Below are 21,020 nucleotides of genomic sequence, written 5' to 3'. Positions count from 1 at the left end.
TTATTAAAAAATTAAAGTTAGGGTAATGTTATAATTTCTGCCAGGCATTAATCGGCTGACTACGCTTTCATATTTTTCATTGGTCAGGTTACGAACCTGGGCTCCCAAACGGTATTGGCTTTTTTTACCGATACTGTAATCGATTCCGAAATTGGAAACCAGGTAATCCTTTACCATATATTTAGGATCATTGTCCGATAAGGTAAACACCTCACCGTTGTACAGCGTCTGATAATAGGCTGCCATGTTTTTATAGCTATAGGAAACCGCACCGGTTAGTTTGTGATACGGTACGTAAATCAGTTGTTTTTTGGTTGTCTCGTCTTCCGAAACAGTATAGGCATAGGTACCTTTTAATCCCAGTTCATGAGCGCCTATTTTTTTGGTATAATCCAGCAGAACTTCCGCTCCGTAGGATTGCACTTTGTCGGTATTCACCGGAGCCCAATACCCTTCACTTGTAGGCAGCCAGCGCAGCATATCCTTAATTTTCATATAATAAGCCGTAGCCGTTAGTTTTAAACCGTTAAAGGTAAACTCCTGACCAAAATCGGCCTGGTAAGCACTTTCCGGACGCAGGTTCAGGTTTCCTCCCGGTTTCCAGTACAAATCGTTAAAAGTGGGTATCCGGAAATTGTGGGAACCGTTTAATTTTAGCTTATACCATTTTGTGACGGCATAAGTGGCACCGGCAGAGAATAAGAACGGGCTCTGATAAGCATCCGTGATTTCTTTTCTTCCGCTTATTTCATACATGAACGAATCGGATACCTGGTGTTTGAACAATAAAACTCCCGAACCTATTTTCCGGGTGGCTTCGCCAATTCCTTCACCTTCCCCCTCGTTTATCGTATAATCGAAAATCGCATTCAGTTTCATTTTTTTGGAAATCGAATACACTACATCATACTTTCCGATAAATGTCTTGACCTCACCAAAAGAAAAATTATCATTTTCAATATTGTCATAATACTGGTAACGCTCTTTTAAAATTGCCGCTTTAACATTTGAGGTAAAGGCCCCGGAATAATTGGTCCAGACCAATAAATTACGGGTATTGTAGTTGCGGTACTTTGTTTTGATGGCATTCGCCGATGTCAACGCAAAATGACGCTCGTCTTCATAAAACTGGCTGTATAGTTTAAGAACGTTCTTCGCATTTATTTTATAGCCGATATTCGCATTAACGGTGGTATTGAAATACTGCCCATTGGTGTTTTTTTCATCAGTACCCACAAACGGATAATCGTTATCCGAACTGTTACGGCTAAAACTGATCTGGGTATTCCATTTTTCAGAACCGGCATTCAGGCGGTATTGTGTGTTGATCGTATTAAAACTTCCGTAACCCAGGTACAATTCATTTCTGAACTGGTCTTTAAACTGAAATTCATTGTTAAGGTGGACAGTTCCGCCAATCGCTCCGCTGCCGTAAATCACACTTCCCCCACCCGATTTTACCGAAATGGAGTTGAAATCACGGGTCGTAACCGTATTGAAATCCGTTTGCCCGAGCAATTGTGAATTGATGTTGATCCCGTTCCACAAAACAGCGGTTTGCTGTGCCGTAGTACCTCTGAAGGAAGCAGAAGAAACCATACCGTATCCGTTTTCCTTAAAATAGATCACCGAATTGTAATTTAACAATGACGTCAGTGCGGGCTGGTTTTGGTGAATAATGGAGTCATTTAGCTGCAATACCGTTTGGGAAACCGTATTGTCACGCAGTTGAACATCGGATACTACTACTTCATTTAATTTAATAGTATCGTTTTGGGCGAACAAACACTGGCCCAAAAAAAGAAAAGCAAAAAGTAATTTTAATTTCATAGTCTTAATAAGCCTTTTTTCCCGAAAGCTTTTAATGATTAATTACTATGGCAGGTCTCCTGGCTTGCGTCCTGTTATTCACCTTCCCGCAATCGTTACAATTGCAGTGGTTGAAGCATAATAACAGGCATTTCTATATTAAAGAAACAAAGCTCACAGTTGCGGGTACAGCTCAAGATTAAAACACCGGAAAAATTTCCCCGTGAACACTTGATTCCCTTTTAATATACTCAGTAAACTACTTAAGTATAACCACAATACAACGCAAAGATACTCGTAAGATTGAAATTATCTAATCCGAATTCGATTTTTTTTACATATATGACAAAAATACAATGAAAATAAATTTAATTTTGCAGAAACCGCAACTATCAAATGATGAGAAAAATAGCACTTTTATTACTGCTTTCGGCTATGGTATTTACAACCGTGAGCTGTAAAAAAGAAACGGAAAAAACTGCCGTAAATACTACCCCAGGTGAGAATACCATCAAACATGCCAAAGGACTTTCCATTTACAACTACGACGGTTACAGTGTTGTAAAAGTGACGAATCCGTGGCCGGAAGCCAAAGAAGGTTTTACCTATATTCTACAGGAAAAAAACGGTAAGGTTCCGGATAGCCTGCAAAAATATACAACCATTTCAGTTCCCGTTCAATCGGTTGTGGTAACTTCCACCACTCACGTTCCTTCACTGGAATTGCTTGGTGTGGAAAGCAAATTAATAGGTTTCCCGAATACCGATTATATCTCTTCCGAAAAAACCAGAGCGCTGATAGAGGCTAAAAAAGTAAAAGAAGTTGGCAAAAACGAAAACCTCAACACCGAAGTACTGATCGATCTGGCTCCGGAAGTGATCGTAGGTTTCAGCATTGACAACAACAATAAAACCTACGCTACTCTTGAAAAAGCAGGTTTAAAAATAGTGTATAACGGCGACTGGACAGAACAGACACCGCTTGGAAAAGCCGAATGGATCAAATTCTTTGGGGCTTTATTCGGCAAAAAGAAAGAAGCTGATGCTCTTTTCAGTTCCATTGAACAGAATTATACCAAAACACTGGCAATAGCCCAAAACACCACAAAAAAACCAACCGTTTTTAGCGGTGCGATGTATCAGGACACCTGGTATCTGCCGCAAGGCGACAGTTGGGCTGCACTCTTTTTAAAAGACGCCAATGCCGATTATTTATGGAAAGACAGCAAAGGAACCGGAAGCATATCCCTTTCGTTTGAAGCTGTTTTCGATAAAGCACAAAAAGCCGATTTCTGGATCGGTCCCGGACAGTTTACTTCCATACAGGAAATGCTGGCGGTAAATCCGCATTATGGACAATTTGATGCCGTAAAGAATAAAAACGTATATTCATTTGCGGTAAAGAAAGGTAAAAAAGGCGGTATTATTTATTTTGAACTGGCACCAACCCGACCGGATCTGGTTCTTAAAGACATGATCCGCATACTCCATCCTGAAGCTTTACCGGATTATCAATTACACTTTTTTCAAAAATTAGAATAAGTTGACAACAAATAACCGAAACAGTATTCTTTTTATCCTGCTGGGCATAAGCCTGGTGTTGCTGTTTTTTATCAATATCAGTACCGGTTCCATTGCAATTCCTTTAAAAGAAATTGTCAATAGTCTTACCGGGAATCCCGTTAGCAAAACCTCATGGGATTATATTATTAGCAGTTACCGACTGCCCAAAGCCATTACGGCTATCCTCGCCGGAATGGGACTGTCTGCCAGCGGTTTGCTCATGCAAACTTTGTTCCGCAACCCGTTAGCCGGACCGGATGTTTTAGGCGTCAGTTCGGGTGCCAGCCTGGGTGTAGCCCTGGTGATATTAGGCGCTGCATTTTTACCGCCTTTTTTAAGGGAAATTGCCGTATCGCCTTATAGTATCGTATTCGCTTCCACTTTAGGCAGCCTGGCGGTGCTTCTGGCTGTACTCTTAGTATCCCGCTATTTGCGCGATACCATGGGGATTTTAATCGTTGGTTTGATGTTTAGCAGCTTTACCGGTGCCATTGTGGGCGTACTAACCTATTTCAGTACGGCCGAACAGTTACAGAAATTCACTTTCTGGTCTTTGGGAAGCTTAGGAAACCTGTCTTGGACTTCCATTATCATCCTTTTAATAACGGTTCTTATAGGTTTACTGCTCAGCCTTGGCAGCATTAAAGCTTTAAATGCCTTATTGCTGGGAGAAAATTATGCCCGGAGCCTGGGATTGAATTTTAAAAAAGCCCGGCTTATCATTATCCTTGCCACCAGTTTACTCTCCGGAAGTATTACAGCCTTTGCCGGACCAATTGCCTTTATCGGCCTGACCGTTCCGCACATCGCAAAACTGTTGTTCCAAACCAGTAATCATGCTGTTTTGTTTTGGGCAACGCTGCTTTTAGGAGCTTCCATCATGCTGTTGTGCGATTGTATTTCGCAGTTGCCGGGAAGCGACATGACCTTACCGATAAATGCAATTACTTCTATTATCGGAGCTCCGATAGTAATATGGCTGCTGCTTCGAAAACGAAAAATGATGAATTAACGGTGTAAAAGATAGCCATGAGTACAACGAACGACATATTAGTTACTACCGGTCTGAGTATTGGTTATAAGACCAAAACTTCGGTAACGGTCATTGCCGAAAGCTTAAACCTGAACTTGCAGGCAGGCAAATTAGTCACGCTTATCGGTGCTAACGGTATTGGAAAATCGACCCTGTTACGAACCATTACCGGCATACAGGCACCGCTGAAAGGTGCGGTTTTACTGAACAATAAAAAAGTTACGGCCTATCAGCCTACGGAGCTTGCCCAGAACCTGAGCATTGTTCTTACCGAAAAACTGCCGCCAAGCAATCTTACCGTTTTCGAATTGGTCGCTTTAGGCCGCCAGCCCTATACCAACTGGATCGGAACATTGTCTGACGAAGATATTGCAAAAGTGGATACCGCTCTGGAGCTGACGCAAATTACCGCTCTGGCCAATAAAAGGCATTATGAAATCAGCGACGGCCAATTGCAGAAAGTTTTGGTTGCGCGCGCTCTTGCCCAGGATACGCCGCTGATCATTCTGGATGAACCCACAACCCATCTGGATTTGCTGCACAAAGTGGCTTTATTCAAACTGCTGCGGAAACTCACGCATGAAACCGGAAAGTGTATTCTTTTTTCAACACATGATATCGATCTTGCCATACAGCTGAGTGATGAAATGATTATTATGACACCGGAACACATCACCCAGGACCAACCCTGCAACCACATTGCAAACGGTTTGTTCGACACGTTGTTTAAAGATGAAAATATCTTTTTTGACAAAGAAAAAGGGAAATTTATTATCCGTTAAATTCCAAAGGTTTCGTAATTTTAAGCTTGTTTAAAAAACATGCTATGAACTGGAAAACCTCAACCGCTTCTGTTGTGCTTATCTTAACAACCATTGCAACACAAGCACAGCTAAAAACCGTCGATTATTCAGATGGAAATCAAAAACTACAAGGGCTGTCTGCCACTCCTAAAAAGGCAAAAGTCAACAAAGCCGGTGTCTTGATTTTACCGGCCTGGATGGGCATAGACAACAACGCCAAAGAAAGTGCCGTTACGCTGGAACAACAGGGTTATTATGCTTTTGTTGCCGATATTTACGGCGTTGGGAATAAACCTGAAAATGCAAAACAGGCAGGTGAACGTGCCGGATTTTACAAAAATAATTATTCCGAATACCAGAAGCGCATTCGTCTGGCTTTGGAACAACTGGTAAAACAAGGAGCAAATCCGAATGAAATTGCGATAATCGGCTATTGCTTCGGCGGTACGGGAGTACTTGAAGCAGCACGGGCCAATTTTCCGGTAAAAGGAGTTGTTTCTTTTCACGGCGGTCTGGGCAAAGATGCTTCCCGAAAAACAGAACCGATTACGCCTAAAGTACTGGTACTTCACGGTGCTGACGATCCGTATGTTTCTGAGAACGAGATCAAAGCTTTTCAAAAGGAAATGCGCGATGCCAAAGCCGACTGGCAAATGGTGTATTATGCCAATTCCGTTCACGGCTTTACCCATAAAGATGCCGGAACCGATAACAGCAAAGGTGTTGCCTACAATGAAAAAGCGGCACAACGCTCCTGGAAAGCCATGCTGGGCTTTTTTGATGAGATCTTTAAATAAAAAAAGCCAGTGCGATTGCACTGGCTTTTATATTTTTTCGCTGTTTTATTCTGCTTGTTCGTAATCGTAATTGACCATCCAGTGAATTCCGAATTTATCTACAAACATGCCAAAAAATGCTCCCCAGAATGTTTTGTCCAAAGGCATTGTTATTCTTCCTCCTGCCGAAAGTCCGTTAAAAAGACGCGTCGCTTCTTCTTCGGAATCAGTATTGATGGAAATAGCAATATTGTCACCCATAGTGGTGGCTTTTCCAAAAGCTTCGGAAGAATCACTTCCCATTAACATGCTTCCGCCGCCAATTGGCAGACATATATGCATGATTTTTTCTTTTTCAGCATCCGGAAGCGGATATTCTCCGGGCGGCATATCTTTATATTTCCCTTTATACGGAAATTCTCCTCCAAATACGGATTGATAAAAATCAAAGGCCGCTTCACACGTACCGTTGAATGTCAGATAAGGATTTACATTTGCCATAATTTGTTTGTTTTTGTTTGTTTGGTTCATTTTTGCAATACCAAATGTAACCAATGTTCAAATCTTTTAGCAAAAATTATTGTTATTTTTTAAACAATTATGACAAATATCCGGTTATTCCGTATTATTTTCGCAATTGTCTTTTTGCTTCGCCAACAGCGAAAGCTACCGAATTGGCCAGGTTATAGCTTCTTACCAATGGCGAAATCGGAATAGTCAGTTGCTTTTCAAAAAGTGCCAGCACTTCTTTACTGAGTCCTACGCTCTCTTTTCCGAAAACCAGCCAGTCACCATCCTGAAATTCGGCATCCAGATACGAAACAGTGCTATGGGAACTAAACAGAAAAACGCGGGATAAATCGGGAACAGCCGCTTTCCATTCGTCAACCGACTGGTATTCGAACCAGTCAAGATGTACCCAGTAATCCAATCCGGAACGTTTGAGGTTCTTATCGGTAATTTCAAATCCGAACGGATGGATTAAATGCAGCCGGCTTCCGGTGCCCACACACAAACGACCTATATTGCCCGTATTGTTCGGGATTTCAGGTTCTACTAAAACAATATTTAACATAACGGTATTTTATAATGCCCCGGGTAGCGAAAAGTGTTCTACTTCCCGCACCGCACTGGCTTTAAGATTTTGCAAAGATATAGTTCCTACCCTAACGCGGACCAACCGCAGGGTGGGAAATCCTACAGCTGCTGTCATTTTGCGCACCTGCCGGAATTTGCCTTCGGTTAAGGTAATGGATAGCCAGCTTGTAGGGCCATGGCGTTCATCCCGGATTCGTCTTCCTTCACCTATATAATCGGGTAATTCATTTAGAATGCCGGCTTCACAGTGTTTTGTCGTGTAGCGGATGCCTTTAAAGCCTATTTCAACGCCGGTTTGCAACCGGGCAATAGCTTCCGCCGTAATCACACCGTCCACCTGGGCGTAGTATTCTTTTTCTACGGTTTTACTGCGCACAATTTCACTCATCATACCATCGGTAGTGAGCAAAAGCAATCCTTCCGAATCTTCATCCAGCCTTCCGATAGCCATGGTTCCTTCCGGAAAATCATAAAGTTCCCCCAGTAGTTTTTTATGTCTTTTCTTTTCATAAATAAACTGACTTAAATAACCATGCGGTTTGTGGATCAGAAAGTGGCGGTGCTGCATAACAATTAATTTGCGGCAAAAATACACTTTTTTGGCTGGTGCCGGTTACTGCAATCCGGAGGAATGCTATACCGGTGCAGCCGCTTCCTTTTGGAGCTGCTGTTTTTTGGCAATTGCCATTTCAGTGGTATAGTAGCTGCAAAGCAGGTCATAGATGATCATTTCACATTGGCGGTTATTGGACGGGAACAAACGGTTCATGTTCATGTGGATATAACTGCCCAGCAAATCATTCAGCGTTTTACCGCTGTGGTGTATTTTTTCCCGAATGGCTACTACCGGTTCTGCTAATCGGGTATTCCTTTCCGTTAACAGCTGTTTTAGTGCGCCGGTTTCGGTTTTCATAAAAGCAGCAATCTCATTTTTGTGTTCCCTGTATTTGGCGCTCAAGCCTTTTTTAGTAGGCGTATCCACTTTAAACTCTTTAAAAAAACCTTCTCTCAGGCTTTCCATTACTGCCCGTTTTTCATGGATCGGATAACCAAAAGTATCTAAAAAAGTATCAATGGAAGCCATTCCGAAAATCCACCTGGTATTTTCACTTTCCGGTTCTTCCAAAACAGTTAAAACGGCCGTGATACAATGGCTGTCGTGAAAAAAAATTGTTTCGGCTTCCGTTATCAGCGTAGCTCCGTAACGTTTCATCTCCCTGCTGTAGGTATCCGTCTGCAGTTTCCAGATGCTGTTCTGTTCCCATAAATTGCGCAGGCATTCCTGAAAGGCAAGCATTACTTTTCCCAGCTGTTCCGTATTGACCAAATGCACCCGCAGCCGAATGTGATGGTCCGGATCGGTATAGCGGATAAAAAACCATTTATCGAGTATTCCTTCCTCCTGCAAACCGGTAATGACCGCATGAAGATGATGGGTCAGAATAGTGTCGGTCGTGGAAAAGCCGGTATATATTTTATAGTACAGCCATTCGTCACCAATAAGAAATGATTGTTTTATAGTCGTATCCATATTCACTTCTTTTAATTTAATTCTTTATAAAATGAAAAGACCACCTCGTTGGCAAAATAGTCCTCTTTACTACCTCTGGTCACGGCATCTTCAAAAAACAGGAATTCTTCTATTTCAAAAACGTTTCTTTTCGCTACTGCCGTGGCAAGCATCTGAAAAGAGGTCAGGTTTTCAAAATTGATCAGCAGCTTGTTGTCGCCTTCCACCAAAATGGCATATTGCGGAATATTCCTTTCATTGCGCCATTCGGTAATGGTACCGATCTCCGATACCGCATCGATGGCTAACAGTTTTTCCACTTCTTTATGGGTTATTTTCCATTTGGCTCTGGAAAGGATGATGTTTTCATATTCGACCCTTGGCAGAAAAGGATATTCATCACGCAGTCCTCCCCAGGTAAAGTACAAACCGCCTCTTTTTCCCTGCGCCTGTAAATCACACAAAAAGTGATAAATAGGCAAGGCGTTATGGGAATAATTATGGGCGTTGGTTAAACGGGGAATGATTTCTTTATTGTGTTTCAGCGAACGGAGTACAACTGTGTTATCTCTTATGGAAACAACCAGATCTTCAATCGGGAGCTGATGGTCTGCCGTTTTTCCGGAAGAAGCCAGATACGGTATTTCAAATTTCCGGAAGGCAGGGCGCATCAGCACATTCCCTACTCTGTTTTCCGGAAGGTGTATGATTTCGGGCAGTAATTTATCGCTGTTTAGCGCCTCTTCTTTTTCGATGATTGTTTTGGCATATTCATGAAGTTCCTGATCGCCCAGACAGAACCTGCCGAACAAATTGGCCGCACCGGAACCACCTACCGTTTTAATGACAATTTTCTGTTCGTCACCACTGGTTACAATTTCTGTCATGGACGAAATCGTATCCGGTAAATCGTCCCATATTGGTTCAAAGCTGCTAAAATCTTCATCCTGTAGCTGAATGGTATATTCTTTATTGGCTTGAGCCGTTCTCATTTTACCAAAAAGAATACTGTCTACTGCCGACCATTTCATTTCCCGCTGCCGGTTGGTCTGCTGGCCGGACGGAATATAAATTTTGTTTAACAACGGATTCAGGCTGCCTTTATAGCTGTTTACCGGATAGCCGATACCGAGCTCGTTATCAAGTGCCAAAGCAAGCGGCACCTCCCGGTCTTCATAGCGTTCCTGAAATTTGTCTATAAATTTTTGCAGCTGCAGATTGGGCATGCGCGAGGTCATTCTGTTTAACAGTGCAATTCCTTTTTGAAGCTGTGCAGTAGTGGCTTCTCCCAGTGTGTTATGGCTGGTATTGAGAATCATGTCGGTTTGAAAGATGTATTTTTCATCAAACGGAATGTCAAATTTTTTCAGGATTGCCAGCAGCGCTTCATATTCCTTCGGATCATTTCCAATGGAATGATCCAGTGCTGCTATTTTTTGTGCCGTTTCTTCCAGAATGGCAATAAGGTTTTCCGTGTCCTTTAGTCTTTTTAACGTTTTGATGGTCTGCCGGATGAATTCTTCGCCGGAAACGGAAAGTTCCATTTCACTAACCAGGATCTGATTGTCAATTAAGTCATCTACAAATCCGGCTGCTTCCTCCACAGTGATGTCTTCTTTTGCCAGCAACTTTACCAATGCCGCTTTATCGGCACCGTTTTTGGCCAGTTGCAGGCAGTCATTCAGGTAATCGGAGGTTTCTATTTCGATAAGATGATGCGAACGATTTGTATTCTGGTAGATACATTCCACATAACGGATGTTATTCCCAATAAAATAAAGGCTCGAATTGGGATAATACTGCAGCTGTTCCCGAATGTTCTTATTTGCGGTAAGGGATTGGTTTAAAGCCCCGACAAAATTCATATCCAGCCTTGTATGGCGCTTGTTTTTAGAAAAATCACTGTTTTCAATACGGGTATTTTCTGTAATACTTCCCAGTTTGCAACCGGCAAAAAGTCCGAAAGGTGTCGGACGGAACGCCATCCGGGTTAAATATTTCAGGAAGGAAAGCTTTATTTTTTTGCATTCTTTAGGGTCTTCTACTTTTCCTTCCGTCCATTTTTCAATTTCCTTATACAGTACCGGTGATGCCAGGAAGATGGCTTCCCGGACTACCGGATCCCGGAACTGCTGCTGTATTGTTTCGTCAGGAGTATCTGCCTGCCGGGTGAGTTCCATCAGGAAATTGATCGGCATTAACGGTGTTCTCAAAACATATTTATCAAACCTGTTATAGCGTATGTTCTTCTTTTTCATAATGGTGTTGTCGCTTAATACCTTAAGAATAGTGTTTTGTCCAATAAGGTTGTTCCTCCGGTTGTAAGATTGGCCAGATAGGCCGCTGCCACACCGGAAATTCCTTCCAGCAGTGTAACATCAATCTCATTTTTCCGGCTTCCTTCAAACAGTCTGTAGGCAACCACATCATAGGCTGCCGTGCTGTTTTTATAAGCATGCGTTTGTTGCAGCCAGTATTGGGCTGTTTCCAGAAATTCAGGTTCTTTCGTCAGCTGGTATATGTTTTGAAACATAATGGACAGTCCGCTGGTGCCATGGCAAAATCCGGCATCGTTGTGCATTGTGTTTTCTTTGGTTCTTCGTTGGGCTGTTTGCTTCAATTGTCCGATTATTTCCGATTTCAAATCCGGCATTTCCATAATATCGGCTGCAAACAATTGGGTATATAAGATGCCTAAATCGCCGTAGCACCAGGCCATTCGGGATGTTTCGGGCGTATAGGTTTTATCGAGATAGTTTTCTTCCGGTATGTGTACCGGAAAATACGATTGTATCGCATTGTGGTTCTGGGTGTTGTTTTTGTAAAAATTAAGGCTGGCTTGGAGCAGCTCTTTACAGGCATCGGCTTTAATGTTGTGGTAAATGCATTTTCCCAGAAAATATTGTACTCCGGCGTTGCCGTGTGCCAGTCCGAAATCAATTTTGTATTTCCGGGTTTTATAGTGATCGAATGTTTTCCAATAACACTGATCGCCTTCTCTTTGGGCTATCCCCGCAAGTCTGTCGACCAATGCTTCAACCTGTTGTTTTTTGCCCGTTTCTATAAAATACAAGCCAAGTCCCATCGCACCGTGAAGGATATCGATATCTTCTTCTTCGAGGTTTATTTCAAAATGTTCGTCAAGGATTTCATCAATTTCAGCGAGTATCTCACTGTAGTCGCCTTCCAGGATCTGTTCTTCTTTGAGCAGGTGCAGCAGATAGGCATATCCGGCAAGACCACCGCAAAATGACGGATAGAAGGCTTCACTTTCGGAAAGAATATCGTAGGTTTTGGCGATATATTGCCGGATGATATCCGGATCAACCAGTTCCGGGAATTTTTTACGAATGTTTACCAATGTTATGATAACGCCAGACAAACCGGAATGCAATGCAATATTGGCGGCTTTTTCTTCTTTAAAAACCTGTTCCGGATTTTGTAAGTAGTCGGTAATTTCTTTTAGTTCTTTATAGCCTTCCAGTTCCATAGTGGTGTTGTGAGATTATTTATTTAAATACAAAACCGTTGAAGAACAGCAACTCTTCAACGGTTTAAAATAGCGTTCATTATGAAGTAATTGTATTTTTAACCGGTTTGGGCAGAAGAGAACAATCTTCTCTTTTGGTTCAACACCTGTACTGCTATCTTTAAAAGATTATAGTAAAATACATTACTGCTATTTTATTTTGTCTGTTTACTACATCTCTTCAAGAGTAGTTGTAGGGCACACTAAATGTGTTACACAAGCCACTTTAATACTTGGGCACTCTAATCTGGTAACAGGTACACCACAAGGCTGTTCTGTCCATCTTATCTCTGTTGCGAAGCTCGCACAGGTTTCGTTTGTTCCTCCACCCTGGATGTTTGCTTTTTCTTTATCCGTTAATACGGAAACCACTTTCTTTTTTAGGTTTAATCGTTTCATTGTATAATAGTTTGATTGGTTACGGTAGTTTTAAGGCACGAATATCGGATCGCTGGTTGGCGGTGTGATCCCGTCATTCGGACATCTTTTTGTTGGCGGCGGCGGCACTACACAAGGGTCTTCGGTCCATCTTATTTCTGTTGCAAAGCTGGCACAGGTTACGTTTGTTCCACCACCCTGGATGGTTGCTTTTTCCTTATCCGTTAATACGGAAACAATTTTTTTCTTAAGATTAAGTTTCTTCATAATGGTACATTTTGAATGATTATTATTGTTCTAATTTGTGTTTCCTTTTCTGAAATAAGCCTTAATAATTCCAAATTTAACGACTTAAAAAGCACTCTCTTATGCGATTTAAGGGTAATTCTACCCTTTTTTTATAAGATAACCTTTATTTTTTTTATTTTTAGAAGCAGAAAACAACAGTATACATGAACAGAACAGTCGGGGAAAAAATTCGCCATATGAGAAAATTAAAAGGCTTTTCGCAGGAAGAAGTAGCCGAAAAACTCAGTATATCGCAATCTGCCTATGCCCGTATTGAAAATGGTGAAAGTCAGTCGTGGGCTTCCCATATCGAACAGTTGAGTTTGATTTTTGAAGTGAAACCCAAAAGCTTTTTAGCCAAACAGAAAAACGGAACCGATCCTAAAAAAAGAAAAGATAAGGAGATTATCCTGGATAGTATTAAAGCCTTGAATGACGTTTATAAAAAACTGATCGAGCAGTATGAAAAACGGCTGCAGGAAAAAGATGAACTGATTGCTTTGCTGAAGAAAGAACGGTGAGCGGTTTAATATGCATTGCCCAACAAACAGGGTACGGTTTTCCGTAATGCTTTTTCGTTTTTTTTAGCTCTTTTTATAAGGTATTGCACCTTAAAAAATTAAAACTATGATTAAACGTACCGTTCTTGTAGAAAACAAAACCCGTATTACTACAAAAAATCTCCAGCTGGTTTTACAATCCGAGATCCGGGAAAGTTTTATTCCTGTTGAAGATATCGGTTTTCTTGTTATTGATAATCCCGAGGTTTATTTAAGCATTCCTGCCATGAACCTGCTTATCGAAAATAATACTGCGATTATTGTTTGCGGCAAAAGTCATCTGCCCAACGGGATGTTTCTGAATCTTAACAGCCATCATATCCAACAGGAAATATTCCGAAACCAGATTGAGGCTTCTTTACCGCTAAAAAAGCAATTATGGCAGCAAACCGTTGTCGAGAAAATTAAGAATCAGGGATTACTTCTGGAAAAAATCACCAGGCAAAAAAATACGTTTCCGTTTTTGGCCGGTAAGGTACTCAGCGGCGATTCCAGCAATATGGAAGGTGTCGCAGCATCGCAATACTGGAAGTCCTTTTTTGAGCACAGTTTTAAAAGGGAACGTTTTGGCGAATATCCGAATAACTTTTTTAACTACGGCTACGCCATATTAAGAGCCGCTACTGCCAGGGCTTTATCCGGAAGCGGCCTGCTGAACACTTTGGGCATTCATCATAAAAGCAAATACAATGCTTTTGCACTTGCCGATGATATCATGGAACCTTTTCGCCCGGCTGTAGATGAGCTGGTTTATCAAGTCATACAGCAATATGATGAAGAGGAATTAAATACGCTAATAAAGTCGGAACTCCTGCAGGTGTTAACCCGAACGGTTTATTTTAAAGAGGAAAAAAGTCCGCTGATGGTGGGTTTGCAAAAAACGGCAAGCTCACTGCAGCAATGTTTTACAGGAAGCCGCAAAAAGATCAAATATCCTTCGTTATGGAACTTAACGGATACCGAGTAATGTGGCTGTTTGTATTTTTTGATTTACCAACTGATACCAGAAAAGACCGGAAAAATGCTTCCGGTTTTCGAAACAGCCTGTTAAAGGACGGTTTTTCGATGATGCAGTATTCTGTTTACATACGGCATTGTGCGAGTAGTGAAAGTGCTGACGTTCATGAAAAACGGATTTATAAGCTGCTCCCGCCTTTAGGAAAAGTGAGTGTTTTAAGGATTACCGACAAACAGTTTGGAAATATCATTAATTTCTGGGGTAAAGCAGAAGTCCCCAAAGCGCCGCAACCCACACAACTGGAATTGTTTTAACCTTAGAAATAAAAAAATGCTTCAAGCTTAGCTTATCACTCTAAAAAAGAAGCATTTTTTATCACGATATTTACTTTTAAACACTTAATAATCAGAAGCTAAAAACGCAACTAATATCGTGCTTTCTAATCTTTAATCAAACCACAACTTGTGACATCAATTCTACTATGTTTACTAAAATATCGTGCTTTCTAATCTTTAATCAAACCACAACAATACAGACAGAAAAATACAAAATAAATTGAATATCGTGCTTTCTAATCTTTAATCAAACCACAACTTCTTCTGATAAATTATTGTTTCCGAATCCAATATCGTGCTTTCTAATCTTTAATCAAACCACAACGAAACAGACGTTCAAAACTCTTTGCAAAAGAATATCGTGCTTTCTAATCTTTAATCAAACCACAACCATCGACTCCGATTCGAGTCCTGTTGCTATAATATCGTGCTTTCTAATCTTTAATCAAACCACAACCACAGTTCCACAAGCCATTTTTTAACAATAAATATCGTGCTTTCTAATCTTTAATCAAACCACAACCCGATCTGATTCTGTACGACTCCGGAAGAAAATATCGTGCTTTCTAATCTTTAATCAAACCACAACCATCTGCACGCGCTCCAATAGTAGCCGCATAATATCGTGCTTTCTAATCTTTAATCAAACCACAACCGAAGATTTTTTTTTTACTTCTGGCAAATCAATATCGTGCTTTCTAATCTTTAATCAAACCACAACAAGCTGCCAGCAAAGTACAAGGAATCGCAGAATATCGTGCTTTCTAATCTTTAATCAAACCACAACTATTCGAACATTTTATCCCATAATTCTAATAATATCGTGCTTTCTAATCTTTAATCAAACCACAACTGGCCAATAATAATCTTCGAAATTGAATTTAATATCGTGCTTTCTAATCTTTAATCAAACCACAACCCGCTATTGTCTAAGAATGCATTTTGTCCTAATATCGTGCTTTCTAATCTTTAATCAAACCACAACTGGCCAGTAGTAATCTTCAAAGTTGAATTTAATATCGTGCTTTCTAATCTTTAATCAAACCACAACAAAAAGAAAGAACTGATATACAGACGCAATAATATCGTGCTTTCTAATCTTTAATCAAACCACAACAAAGAAGCAATGTGTAATTTATTGCTGAAAAATATCGTGCTTTCTAATCTTTAATCAAACCACAACGGACAAACCAACAATAAAAAACACCGTAAAAATATCGTGCTTTCTAATCTTTAATCAAACCACAACTAGTAGCGTCTGCAGTATCATTTATTTCTTAATATCGTGCTTTCTAATCTTTAATCAAACCACAACTTCTTTTAAAAAGTCGATTAATGCATAAAAATATCGTGCTTTCTAATCTTTAATCAAACCACAACTAGCTATTGAGGTAAAAAGACGTTACCCGGAATATCGTGCTTTCTAATCTTTAATCAAACCACAACTTGTTTATCCTGAACGGTTTTTCCGTACGGAATATCGTGCTTTCTAATCTTTAATCAAACCACAACATCAGCAATTAATGTAAACACATCGAAAAGAATATCGTGCTTTCTAATCTTTAATCAAACCACAACGTTGCCTGTAATTGAGTGTTCAGCATTAGCAATATCGTGCTTTCTAATCTTTAATCAAACCACAACTGTTGGATTTCTTCCAAATCCATTCCCTCAAATATCGTGCTTTCTAATCTTTAATCAAACCACAACATGAAGTCTTCCCAACCGTCCCATAATAATAATATCGTGCTTTCTAATCTTTAATCAAACCACAACACTGTACATGCGTGGAATTCCAGTCGTATAAATATCGTGCTTTCTAATCTTTAATCAAACCACAACTAAGCTGCTACAATCATTGGTGATATGTATAATATCGTGCTTTCTAATCTTTAATCAAACCACAACGCTATACATTCTTGGTATTCCGGTCGTGTAAATATCGTGCTTTCTAATCTTTAATCAAACCACAACCCTGTAAAGTTCGCTGATAACAAGGGTACGAATATCGTGCTTTCTAATCTTTAATCAAACCACAACAGCGATAGTAGTTTACCATTGCGTACAGGAATATCGTGCTTTCTAATCTTTAATCAAACCACAACTAATCACACTGGTTTAAATGGTGTCGCGACAATATCGTGCTTTCTAATCTTTAATCAAACCACAACCTTACATAAACTTTGTTTATCCTCTATTTTAATATCGTGCTTTCTAATCTTTAATCAAACCACAACTAGTCGCGCTTGTGTCTGTTTAATCTCGTTAATATCGTGCTTTCTAATCTTTAATCAAACCACAACAACTAAGAAAAGCTAAGGGTGAAAGTTCAAAATATCGTGCTTTCTAATCTTTAATCAAACCACAACGTATAAATTAAATATCTAAATATGAGCTTTAATATCGTGCTTTCTAATCTTTAATCAAACCACAACTTCCCATGTTGGGCAAATTGGTTTGCTAAAAATATCGTGCTTTCTAATCTTTAATCAAACCACAACGCAAAAATGGCACGTCTACCACCGGATATAAATATCGTGCTTTCTAATCTTTAATCAAACCACAACTAACTGCGTATTAAACGTTTGCGTTTGCGTTTGCGCAATATCGTGCTTTCTAATCTTTAATCAAACCACAACAACGGTAAGTTGAAGACCTTGTGTGAGCTGAATATCGTGTTTTCTAATCTTTAATCAAACCACAACGGGTTAAGTACATGATTAAATAGGCAGAGGAATATCGTGTTTTATAATCGTAAACTAATAATTATACCTTTTTATATTTCCAGTAACTGATATTACTATTTTGATTGGATTTAGAGTATGCCATCCTGTTTTACCCTCACCAAATCCTTTTAAGTATGTATAATCTGATTTGGCATATTTATCTTCTCTTGAGTCATTATGCTTTCTGAAACATATCTCCATAAAATAATCTGCTCCAGCAATTTTTTGAACTTTATAAATATAATCCGCAAGATCATTTATTTCCACATTATTCCAATCTATATCTTTTTCATTTTTGAACAATATAAACATTTCGTTCTCTTTAAAAGTTTGAACGATTCGTTTTCCATCAAATGGGAGTTGTATATGATTTGTGCCTTGTCTTTTTCTTTCAACGACTTCCCAAAAACTGATAACATCTTTATCTAATTTTCCTTCATAGTTTTCATATATTAAAACATGGTCGTTATTTCGAGGATTAACATATTGGTTTTCATCTTTTTTTAATTGTTTCGCTTTATTTATAGTTTCCTTCATTCTCACCTTTAACACAGGAACAGGATTACCGTTTTTATTGGGCAAAAAGATTTGCGGCTGCTTTACTCCTTTTTCATCTGCGATAAAAAAAGTATTAGCCGGGATTTTATCTTTGACAAAGCCTCCTAATTCGTTGATTCGCTTTAAGATTAGCGATCTGATCGTTTCGTCAACTACTTTATCGATCTGCTTTGCCGTCTCCAGATTATCGATAGGTTTTCTAACATGAAAAGCTTCTTCTCCGTTAAATTTTCGCTTTCCGAAAACAGTTTCCTTATGCAACTGCCCTCGTGCGGCAACACCTACATTCTTATAGGTTTTTCCGTTTTTCTCTACTTTGTGTGTTCTGACAGTAATAGCATTAGAGGTCTTTTTATGAGAAACCAGGATTTTTTCTATTGCTTTTTCTGCATCATATCGAAATGTTTCCCACGGCAGCGGAAAATCTTTTAAGTCATAATTTCTGTTATGACGATTCCACTTGGATAATTCCTGCAAATAACTGATTTTACTGCACGCCATCACCAAAGCATCTATCGCATGATGCCGGTGATCTTCCCTTGTTTTGGCATTTGCATCGTTTAAAACTGTGTTCAGTCCCCATTTTTGGCGTAAATTCGCAGTCATCTGCCCTGGCGACACCATTACATTTTTACATATCTGGGCTAAGTAATTTTTTGCTTCTTTACTGATATAACGGGTATCATTCAGTTGTCTTGATGTAAAATCATCATCAAATTTCTGCTGTACAAATCGTTTGAATTTCTGGTAGGCATTGGGATATTCTTTTGTATCAGAAAACAGCTTTAAAGCCCTCTCTTTTATTGCCGACCAATTTGCTTCATCATTCCCGTAAAACTCATAAGGGGATCTATCTCCTTTTTTTCTGTTCTCATCCGCCCAACACAATGTCTTGTTATTAAAACTATCGTTTAAAGAACGGCTCCACGGGTGGATATGTTCAATTTGGATTTCGCCTGTAAACAGTTTGTTTACTGGAATAGTAACTCCGGTATACGGACAGGTTTTTTTGCATTCTTCCCAAAGTTTAAACTTTAAAATATTATCCTGAGTTACCCGGGTATACTTCTCCACTTCCTGCCTGATCCGGTCGTTTTCTCTTTCTAACCGTTTTTGCTCCCTCCTGATTTTATTGCGTTGTGATTTTGATATTTTCAAATCACGGGCCATCTCTATTTTAATCGCATCAATTGCTCCATGCTTATCAATAAGTTCATTGACCAGCTTGCGCAATTCAAAAAGAGCCGTAATAACAATTGGATTTCTAACCGCCTGAATTGCTTTATCCGCTGCTTTACCAACAGGCAATTTTTCAAGTATTTGCGTTACTGTTATAGCTGCCGAATGATGGTATAGTTTCTTTAATTCGTTATCACCCAATCCAAAATCTTTACGCAATAAGTCCTTAACAGTATCGATAAAGCCTCCGGAAATCTTAGCTCTGATGATGCCTTCAATATTATCAATTAGTGTTAACTGTTTTACATTGTTTTCGGGTGTATCATTTTGCCATTTTGCTCCAAACACATTTTTAATTCCCGCCATAACTACGGCTACATCATACGTATATCCCTGCTGCAGAAATGGCAATATATTATTAATCGCTTTCCTGCTTAAACTGGCATAACCGTCTTTTACATTAAATCTGGAAATGTTATTGGCCTGTTCTTCGGTAAACTTCCAGTTTTTAATGGCATATTCTTTCAGATTGGACTTACTGTCAAAAAAATACAATACATGCCAGATATCTTCCTGTTCTTTATCTGAAAATTCAAACCATTTTTTGCCAAAGAATTTTTTATTGGATAAATTAGAAATTGTATGAGTTCCTGCAATTTTATCGTCGTCTTTGTAATTAAACTTAAATTCGGCACTTTCTTTTTCAATTACTTTTCTAATTTTTTTAAACTCCGGTTTCTCATTTGCATATAGAAAAGTTACTATTTTTTCTTTTTCCTGTTGCGTTATTTTTTTTCCGTTATATTCAATCGTATTAACCCATTGCCAGACTCTAAATTGTTCAACGGGAACAGCACTAAGCGGGCATTTGGTTTTTGCCGGTTCAAACGAACAATTCCCAACCAGATGTTTTTGTGAACGCAATGGTCGCTGATGGAATAATATCCCGTCCTCTTTATAGCCTTCTTGTTTTCTTCCTCCAAATAATGTTTTTAAGTCTTCATTCAGATCCGTATGAAATTGTGCCTGCTTGTTCCAGATCAATTCAAATTCATCCACATACATTTTACGGGTGGTATACCGATTGCGTATTCTTTCCAATCCGTATTGAAACGGTTGGTTTTCTTTCGGATAAATTTCATATAGATACCCCCCTAATGTTTTTCCTTCAATACTTTCCAAGGTATCCTCTATTCCTATTTTACCTTCTTTAACATTACCTTTAAAAATAGCACCATCGTCACTGCCTCCTTTTCTGCTATTGCTTAAAAACCCTCTGCGCTGTATCAGATGATACAATATTCGTCCTAATTCTTCAAGGGAAATTTTTTCGTTTACTGCTTTCTGACGAAGCTCATAAGGATTCAGAACAAACCAGTCTGTTAGCTTTTCTGAAGGAAATTGTTTTGTTTTTTTCCAGTCTTCAAAGTCAGCATCGGTCATAGGACACATCCTGTTTTCGGAAAGTGCTTTTAGCAGTATTTTTTTTCGCAATCTTCTTCTGAAAAACTGTCTTCGGATTCCTCTGGCTCCGGTTCTTGCAGCATTTTTCGACATCTCCCTGTCACCATCTCCCAAATTTTCTACTCCCATAGGGAATATTCTTGTCCCGATATCTGCAATTTCATTTTGCTGATCATCCACAACCGCCCAGCCGATACTGTTTGTTCCTAAATCTAATCCTAATATTTTCGTCATGACATTCTAAAATTTTAAGAATTTTAAAGCTACTAAAAAATTAGTATTGTTTGTTTACGGATTTCCATAATAAAAGTCAAGCATTTTTTTATTACATTTGAAATGTGAAAAAATTATTCTAATCTTTAATCTTATCACAATAAGGCTATATGCCGTAGGTGAAAACCTTTAGTCCTGCTTCGGTGGGACTTTCTTTTTTTTATTATTCAATAAAAACAA

Annotated in this window: 17 protein-coding genes, 1 CRISPR repeat array and 1 riboswitch; of the genes, 7 read left to right on the top strand and 10 right to left on the bottom strand. The window is 39.4% G+C overall.

Annotation, left to right across the window (positions count from 1 at the left end; genetic code table 11):
* Positions 1 to 3: 3 nt before the first annotated feature.
* Positions 4 to 1,830, bottom strand: a complete 1,827-nt coding sequence (locus B3394_RS13185) for a TonB-dependent receptor plug domain-containing protein (protein WP_286925523.1) — start codon at positions 1,828 to 1,830, stop codon at positions 4 to 6.
* A 32-nt stretch (positions 1,831 to 1,862) separates the two neighbouring features.
* A riboswitch (cobalamin riboswitch) is annotated at positions 1,863 to 2,102 on the bottom strand.
* Positions 2,103 to 2,205: 103 nt separating this feature from the next.
* Here B3394_RS13185 and B3394_RS13180 point away from each other — a divergent pair.
* Genes B3394_RS13180 through B3394_RS13165 form a run of 4 tightly spaced genes read left to right on the top strand, consistent with a single transcriptional unit; the run spans position 2,206 to position 6,005 of the window.
* Entirely contained in the window at positions 2,206 to 3,351 is a 1,146-nt protein-coding gene (locus B3394_RS13180) for an ABC transporter substrate-binding protein (protein ID WP_349677596.1), read from the top strand.
* Between the two features lies 1 nt (position 3,352).
* Positions 3,353 to 4,384, top strand: a complete 1,032-nt coding sequence (locus B3394_RS13175; protein WP_177733119.1) for an iron ABC transporter permease — start codon at positions 3,353 to 3,355, stop codon at positions 4,382 to 4,384.
* A 17-nt stretch (positions 4,385 to 4,401) separates the two neighbouring features.
* Positions 4,402 to 5,187 carry an ABC transporter ATP-binding protein gene (locus B3394_RS13170; protein ID WP_286925495.1) on the top strand — a complete coding sequence of 262 codons (786 nt, stop codon included), beginning with the start codon at positions 4,402 to 4,404 and terminating at the stop codon, positions 5,185 to 5,187.
* 44 nt (positions 5,188 to 5,231) lie between these two features.
* The gene (locus tag B3394_RS13165; RefSeq protein WP_286925469.1) at positions 5,232 to 6,005 is read left to right on the top strand and encodes a dienelactone hydrolase family protein; all 774 of its coding nucleotides are present in this window, start codon (positions 5,232 to 5,234) and stop codon (positions 6,003 to 6,005) included.
* Positions 6,006 to 6,050: 45 nt separating this feature from the next.
* On the opposite strand, the gene B3394_RS13160 is transcribed toward B3394_RS13165, so the two are convergent.
* The 8 genes from B3394_RS13160 to B3394_RS13125 all read right to left on the bottom strand — a co-directional run bounded on the left by B3394_RS13160 (position 6,051) and on the right by B3394_RS13125 (position 12,766).
* Entirely contained in the window at positions 6,051 to 6,485 is a 435-nt protein-coding gene (locus tag B3394_RS13160) for a VOC family protein (protein WP_286925462.1), read from the bottom strand.
* Between the two features lie 124 nt (positions 6,486 to 6,609).
* Positions 6,610 to 7,059, bottom strand: a complete 450-nt coding sequence (locus tag B3394_RS13155) for a tRNA (cytidine(34)-2'-O)-methyltransferase (protein WP_177733111.1) — start codon at positions 7,057 to 7,059, stop codon at positions 6,610 to 6,612.
* A 9-nt stretch (positions 7,060 to 7,068) separates the two neighbouring features.
* The gene (locus B3394_RS13150; RefSeq protein WP_286925459.1) at positions 7,069 to 7,650 is read right to left on the bottom strand and encodes a pseudouridine synthase; all 582 of its coding nucleotides are present in this window, start codon (positions 7,648 to 7,650) and stop codon (positions 7,069 to 7,071) included.
* Positions 7,651 to 7,716: 66 nt separating this feature from the next.
* Positions 7,717 to 8,613 (bottom strand): thiopeptide-type bacteriocin biosynthesis protein, encoded by an 897-nt coding sequence (locus B3394_RS13145; protein ID WP_177733107.1) that lies wholly within the window; start codon positions 8,611 to 8,613, stop codon positions 7,717 to 7,719.
* An 11-nt stretch (positions 8,614 to 8,624) separates the two neighbouring features.
* A complete protein-coding gene (locus B3394_RS13140; RefSeq protein ID WP_286925451.1) occupies positions 8,625 to 10,850 on the bottom strand; it encodes a lantibiotic dehydratase family protein in 2,226 nt (741 codons plus the stop codon).
* A gap of 14 nt (positions 10,851 to 10,864) precedes the next feature.
* Entirely contained in the window at positions 10,865 to 12,082 is a 1,218-nt protein-coding gene (locus tag B3394_RS13135; protein ID WP_286925449.1) for a lanthionine synthetase LanC family protein, read from the bottom strand.
* 210 nt (positions 12,083 to 12,292) lie between these two features.
* The gene (locus B3394_RS13130; RefSeq protein ID WP_177733101.1) at positions 12,293 to 12,520 is read right to left on the bottom strand and encodes a hypothetical protein; all 228 of its coding nucleotides are present in this window, start codon (positions 12,518 to 12,520) and stop codon (positions 12,293 to 12,295) included.
* 30 nt (positions 12,521 to 12,550) lie between these two features.
* The gene (locus B3394_RS13125) at positions 12,551 to 12,766 is read right to left on the bottom strand and encodes a hypothetical protein (RefSeq protein WP_177733099.1); all 216 of its coding nucleotides are present in this window, start codon (positions 12,764 to 12,766) and stop codon (positions 12,551 to 12,553) included.
* 218 nt (positions 12,767 to 12,984) lie between these two features.
* Here B3394_RS13125 and B3394_RS13120 point away from each other — a divergent pair, with 218 nt between their 5' ends.
* The 3 genes from B3394_RS13120 (at position 12,985) to cas2 (ending at position 14,619) form a co-directional block, all read left to right on the top strand.
* Entirely contained in the window at positions 12,985 to 13,308 is a 324-nt protein-coding gene (locus tag B3394_RS13120; RefSeq protein WP_246297053.1) for a helix-turn-helix domain-containing protein, read from the top strand.
* Positions 13,309 to 13,414: 106 nt separating this feature from the next.
* The gene (gene cas1, locus B3394_RS13115; RefSeq protein WP_177733095.1) at positions 13,415 to 14,314 is read left to right on the top strand and encodes a type II CRISPR-associated endonuclease Cas1; all 900 of its coding nucleotides are present in this window, start codon (positions 13,415 to 13,417) and stop codon (positions 14,312 to 14,314) included.
* Positions 14,290 to 14,619, top strand: coding sequence for a CRISPR-associated endonuclease Cas2 (gene cas2 / locus B3394_RS13110; protein WP_177733092.1), 330 nt, complete (start codon positions 14,290 to 14,292; stop codon positions 14,617 to 14,619). The genes cas1 and cas2 overlap by 25 nt, the downstream gene beginning before the upstream one ends.
* Positions 14,620 to 14,731: 112 nt before the next feature.
* Positions 14,732 to 17,345: direct repeats of the CRISPR family, unit length 36 nt; unit sequence AATATCGTGCTTTCTAATCTTTAATCAAACCACAAC.
* Positions 17,346 to 17,399: 54 nt separating this feature from the next.
* On the opposite strand, the gene cas9 is transcribed toward cas2, so the two are convergent.
* Positions 17,400 to 20,801, bottom strand: a complete 3,402-nt coding sequence (gene cas9, locus B3394_RS18185) for a type II CRISPR RNA-guided endonuclease Cas9 (protein WP_414654272.1) — start codon at positions 20,799 to 20,801, stop codon at positions 17,400 to 17,402.
* Positions 20,802 to 21,020 lie beyond the last annotated feature (219 nt).

The sequence above is a fragment of the Flavobacterium sp. UBA4197 genome (assembly GCF_002379575.1).
In the GTDB taxonomy this organism is placed as follows: domain Bacteria; phylum Bacteroidota; class Bacteroidia; order Flavobacteriales; family Flavobacteriaceae; genus Flavobacterium; species Flavobacterium inviolabile.
This window is presented reverse-complemented; position numbering and strand designations above follow the sequence as displayed.

What these genes read in the sequence shown, in the direction of transcription:
- B3394_RS13165 (WP_286925469.1), top strand. Translation starts at nt 5,232, where the DNA reads ATGAACTGGAAAACCTCAACCGCTTCTGTTGTGCTTATCTTAACAACC.
- B3394_RS13155 (WP_177733111.1), bottom strand. Translation starts at nt 7,059, where the DNA reads ATGTTAAATATTGTTTTAGTAGAACCTGAAATCCCGAACAATACGGGC.
- B3394_RS13160 (WP_286925462.1), bottom strand. Translation starts at nt 6,485, where the DNA reads ATGGCAAATGTAAATCCTTATCTGACATTCAACGGTACGTGTGAAGCG.
- B3394_RS13120 (WP_246297053.1), top strand. Translation starts at nt 12,985, where the DNA reads ATGAGAAAATTAAAAGGCTTTTCGCAGGAAGAAGTAGCCGAAAAACTC.
- cas9 (WP_414654272.1), bottom strand. Translation starts at nt 20,801, where the DNA reads ATGACGAAAATATTAGGATTAGATTTAGGAACAAACAGTATCGGCTGG.
- B3394_RS13180 (WP_349677596.1), top strand. Translation starts at nt 2,206, where the DNA reads ATGATGAGAAAAATAGCACTTTTATTACTGCTTTCGGCTATGGTATTT.
- B3394_RS13145 (WP_177733107.1), bottom strand. Translation starts at nt 8,613, where the DNA reads ATGGATACGACTATAAAACAATCATTTCTTATTGGTGACGAATGGCTG.
- B3394_RS13130 (WP_177733101.1), bottom strand. Translation starts at nt 12,520, where the DNA reads ATGAAACGATTAAACCTAAAAAAGAAAGTGGTTTCCGTATTAACGGAT.
- cas2 (WP_177733092.1), top strand. Translation starts at nt 14,290, where the DNA reads ATGGAACTTAACGGATACCGAGTAATGTGGCTGTTTGTATTTTTTGAT.
- B3394_RS13185 (WP_286925523.1), bottom strand. Translation starts at nt 1,830, where the DNA reads ATGAAATTAAAATTACTTTTTGCTTTTCTTTTTTTGGGCCAGTGTTTG.
- B3394_RS13125 (WP_177733099.1), bottom strand. Translation starts at nt 12,766, where the DNA reads ATGAAGAAACTTAATCTTAAGAAAAAAATTGTTTCCGTATTAACGGAT.
- cas1 (WP_177733095.1), top strand. Translation starts at nt 13,415, where the DNA reads ATGATTAAACGTACCGTTCTTGTAGAAAACAAAACCCGTATTACTACA.
- B3394_RS13170 (WP_286925495.1), top strand. Translation starts at nt 4,402, where the DNA reads ATGAGTACAACGAACGACATATTAGTTACTACCGGTCTGAGTATTGGT.
- B3394_RS13150 (WP_286925459.1), bottom strand. Translation starts at nt 7,650, where the DNA reads ATGCAGCACCGCCACTTTCTGATCCACAAACCGCATGGTTATTTAAGT.
- B3394_RS13135 (WP_286925449.1), bottom strand. Translation starts at nt 12,082, where the DNA reads ATGGAACTGGAAGGCTATAAAGAACTAAAAGAAATTACCGACTACTTA.
- B3394_RS13140 (WP_286925451.1), bottom strand. Translation starts at nt 10,850, where the DNA reads ATGAAAAAGAAGAACATACGCTATAACAGGTTTGATAAATATGTTTTG.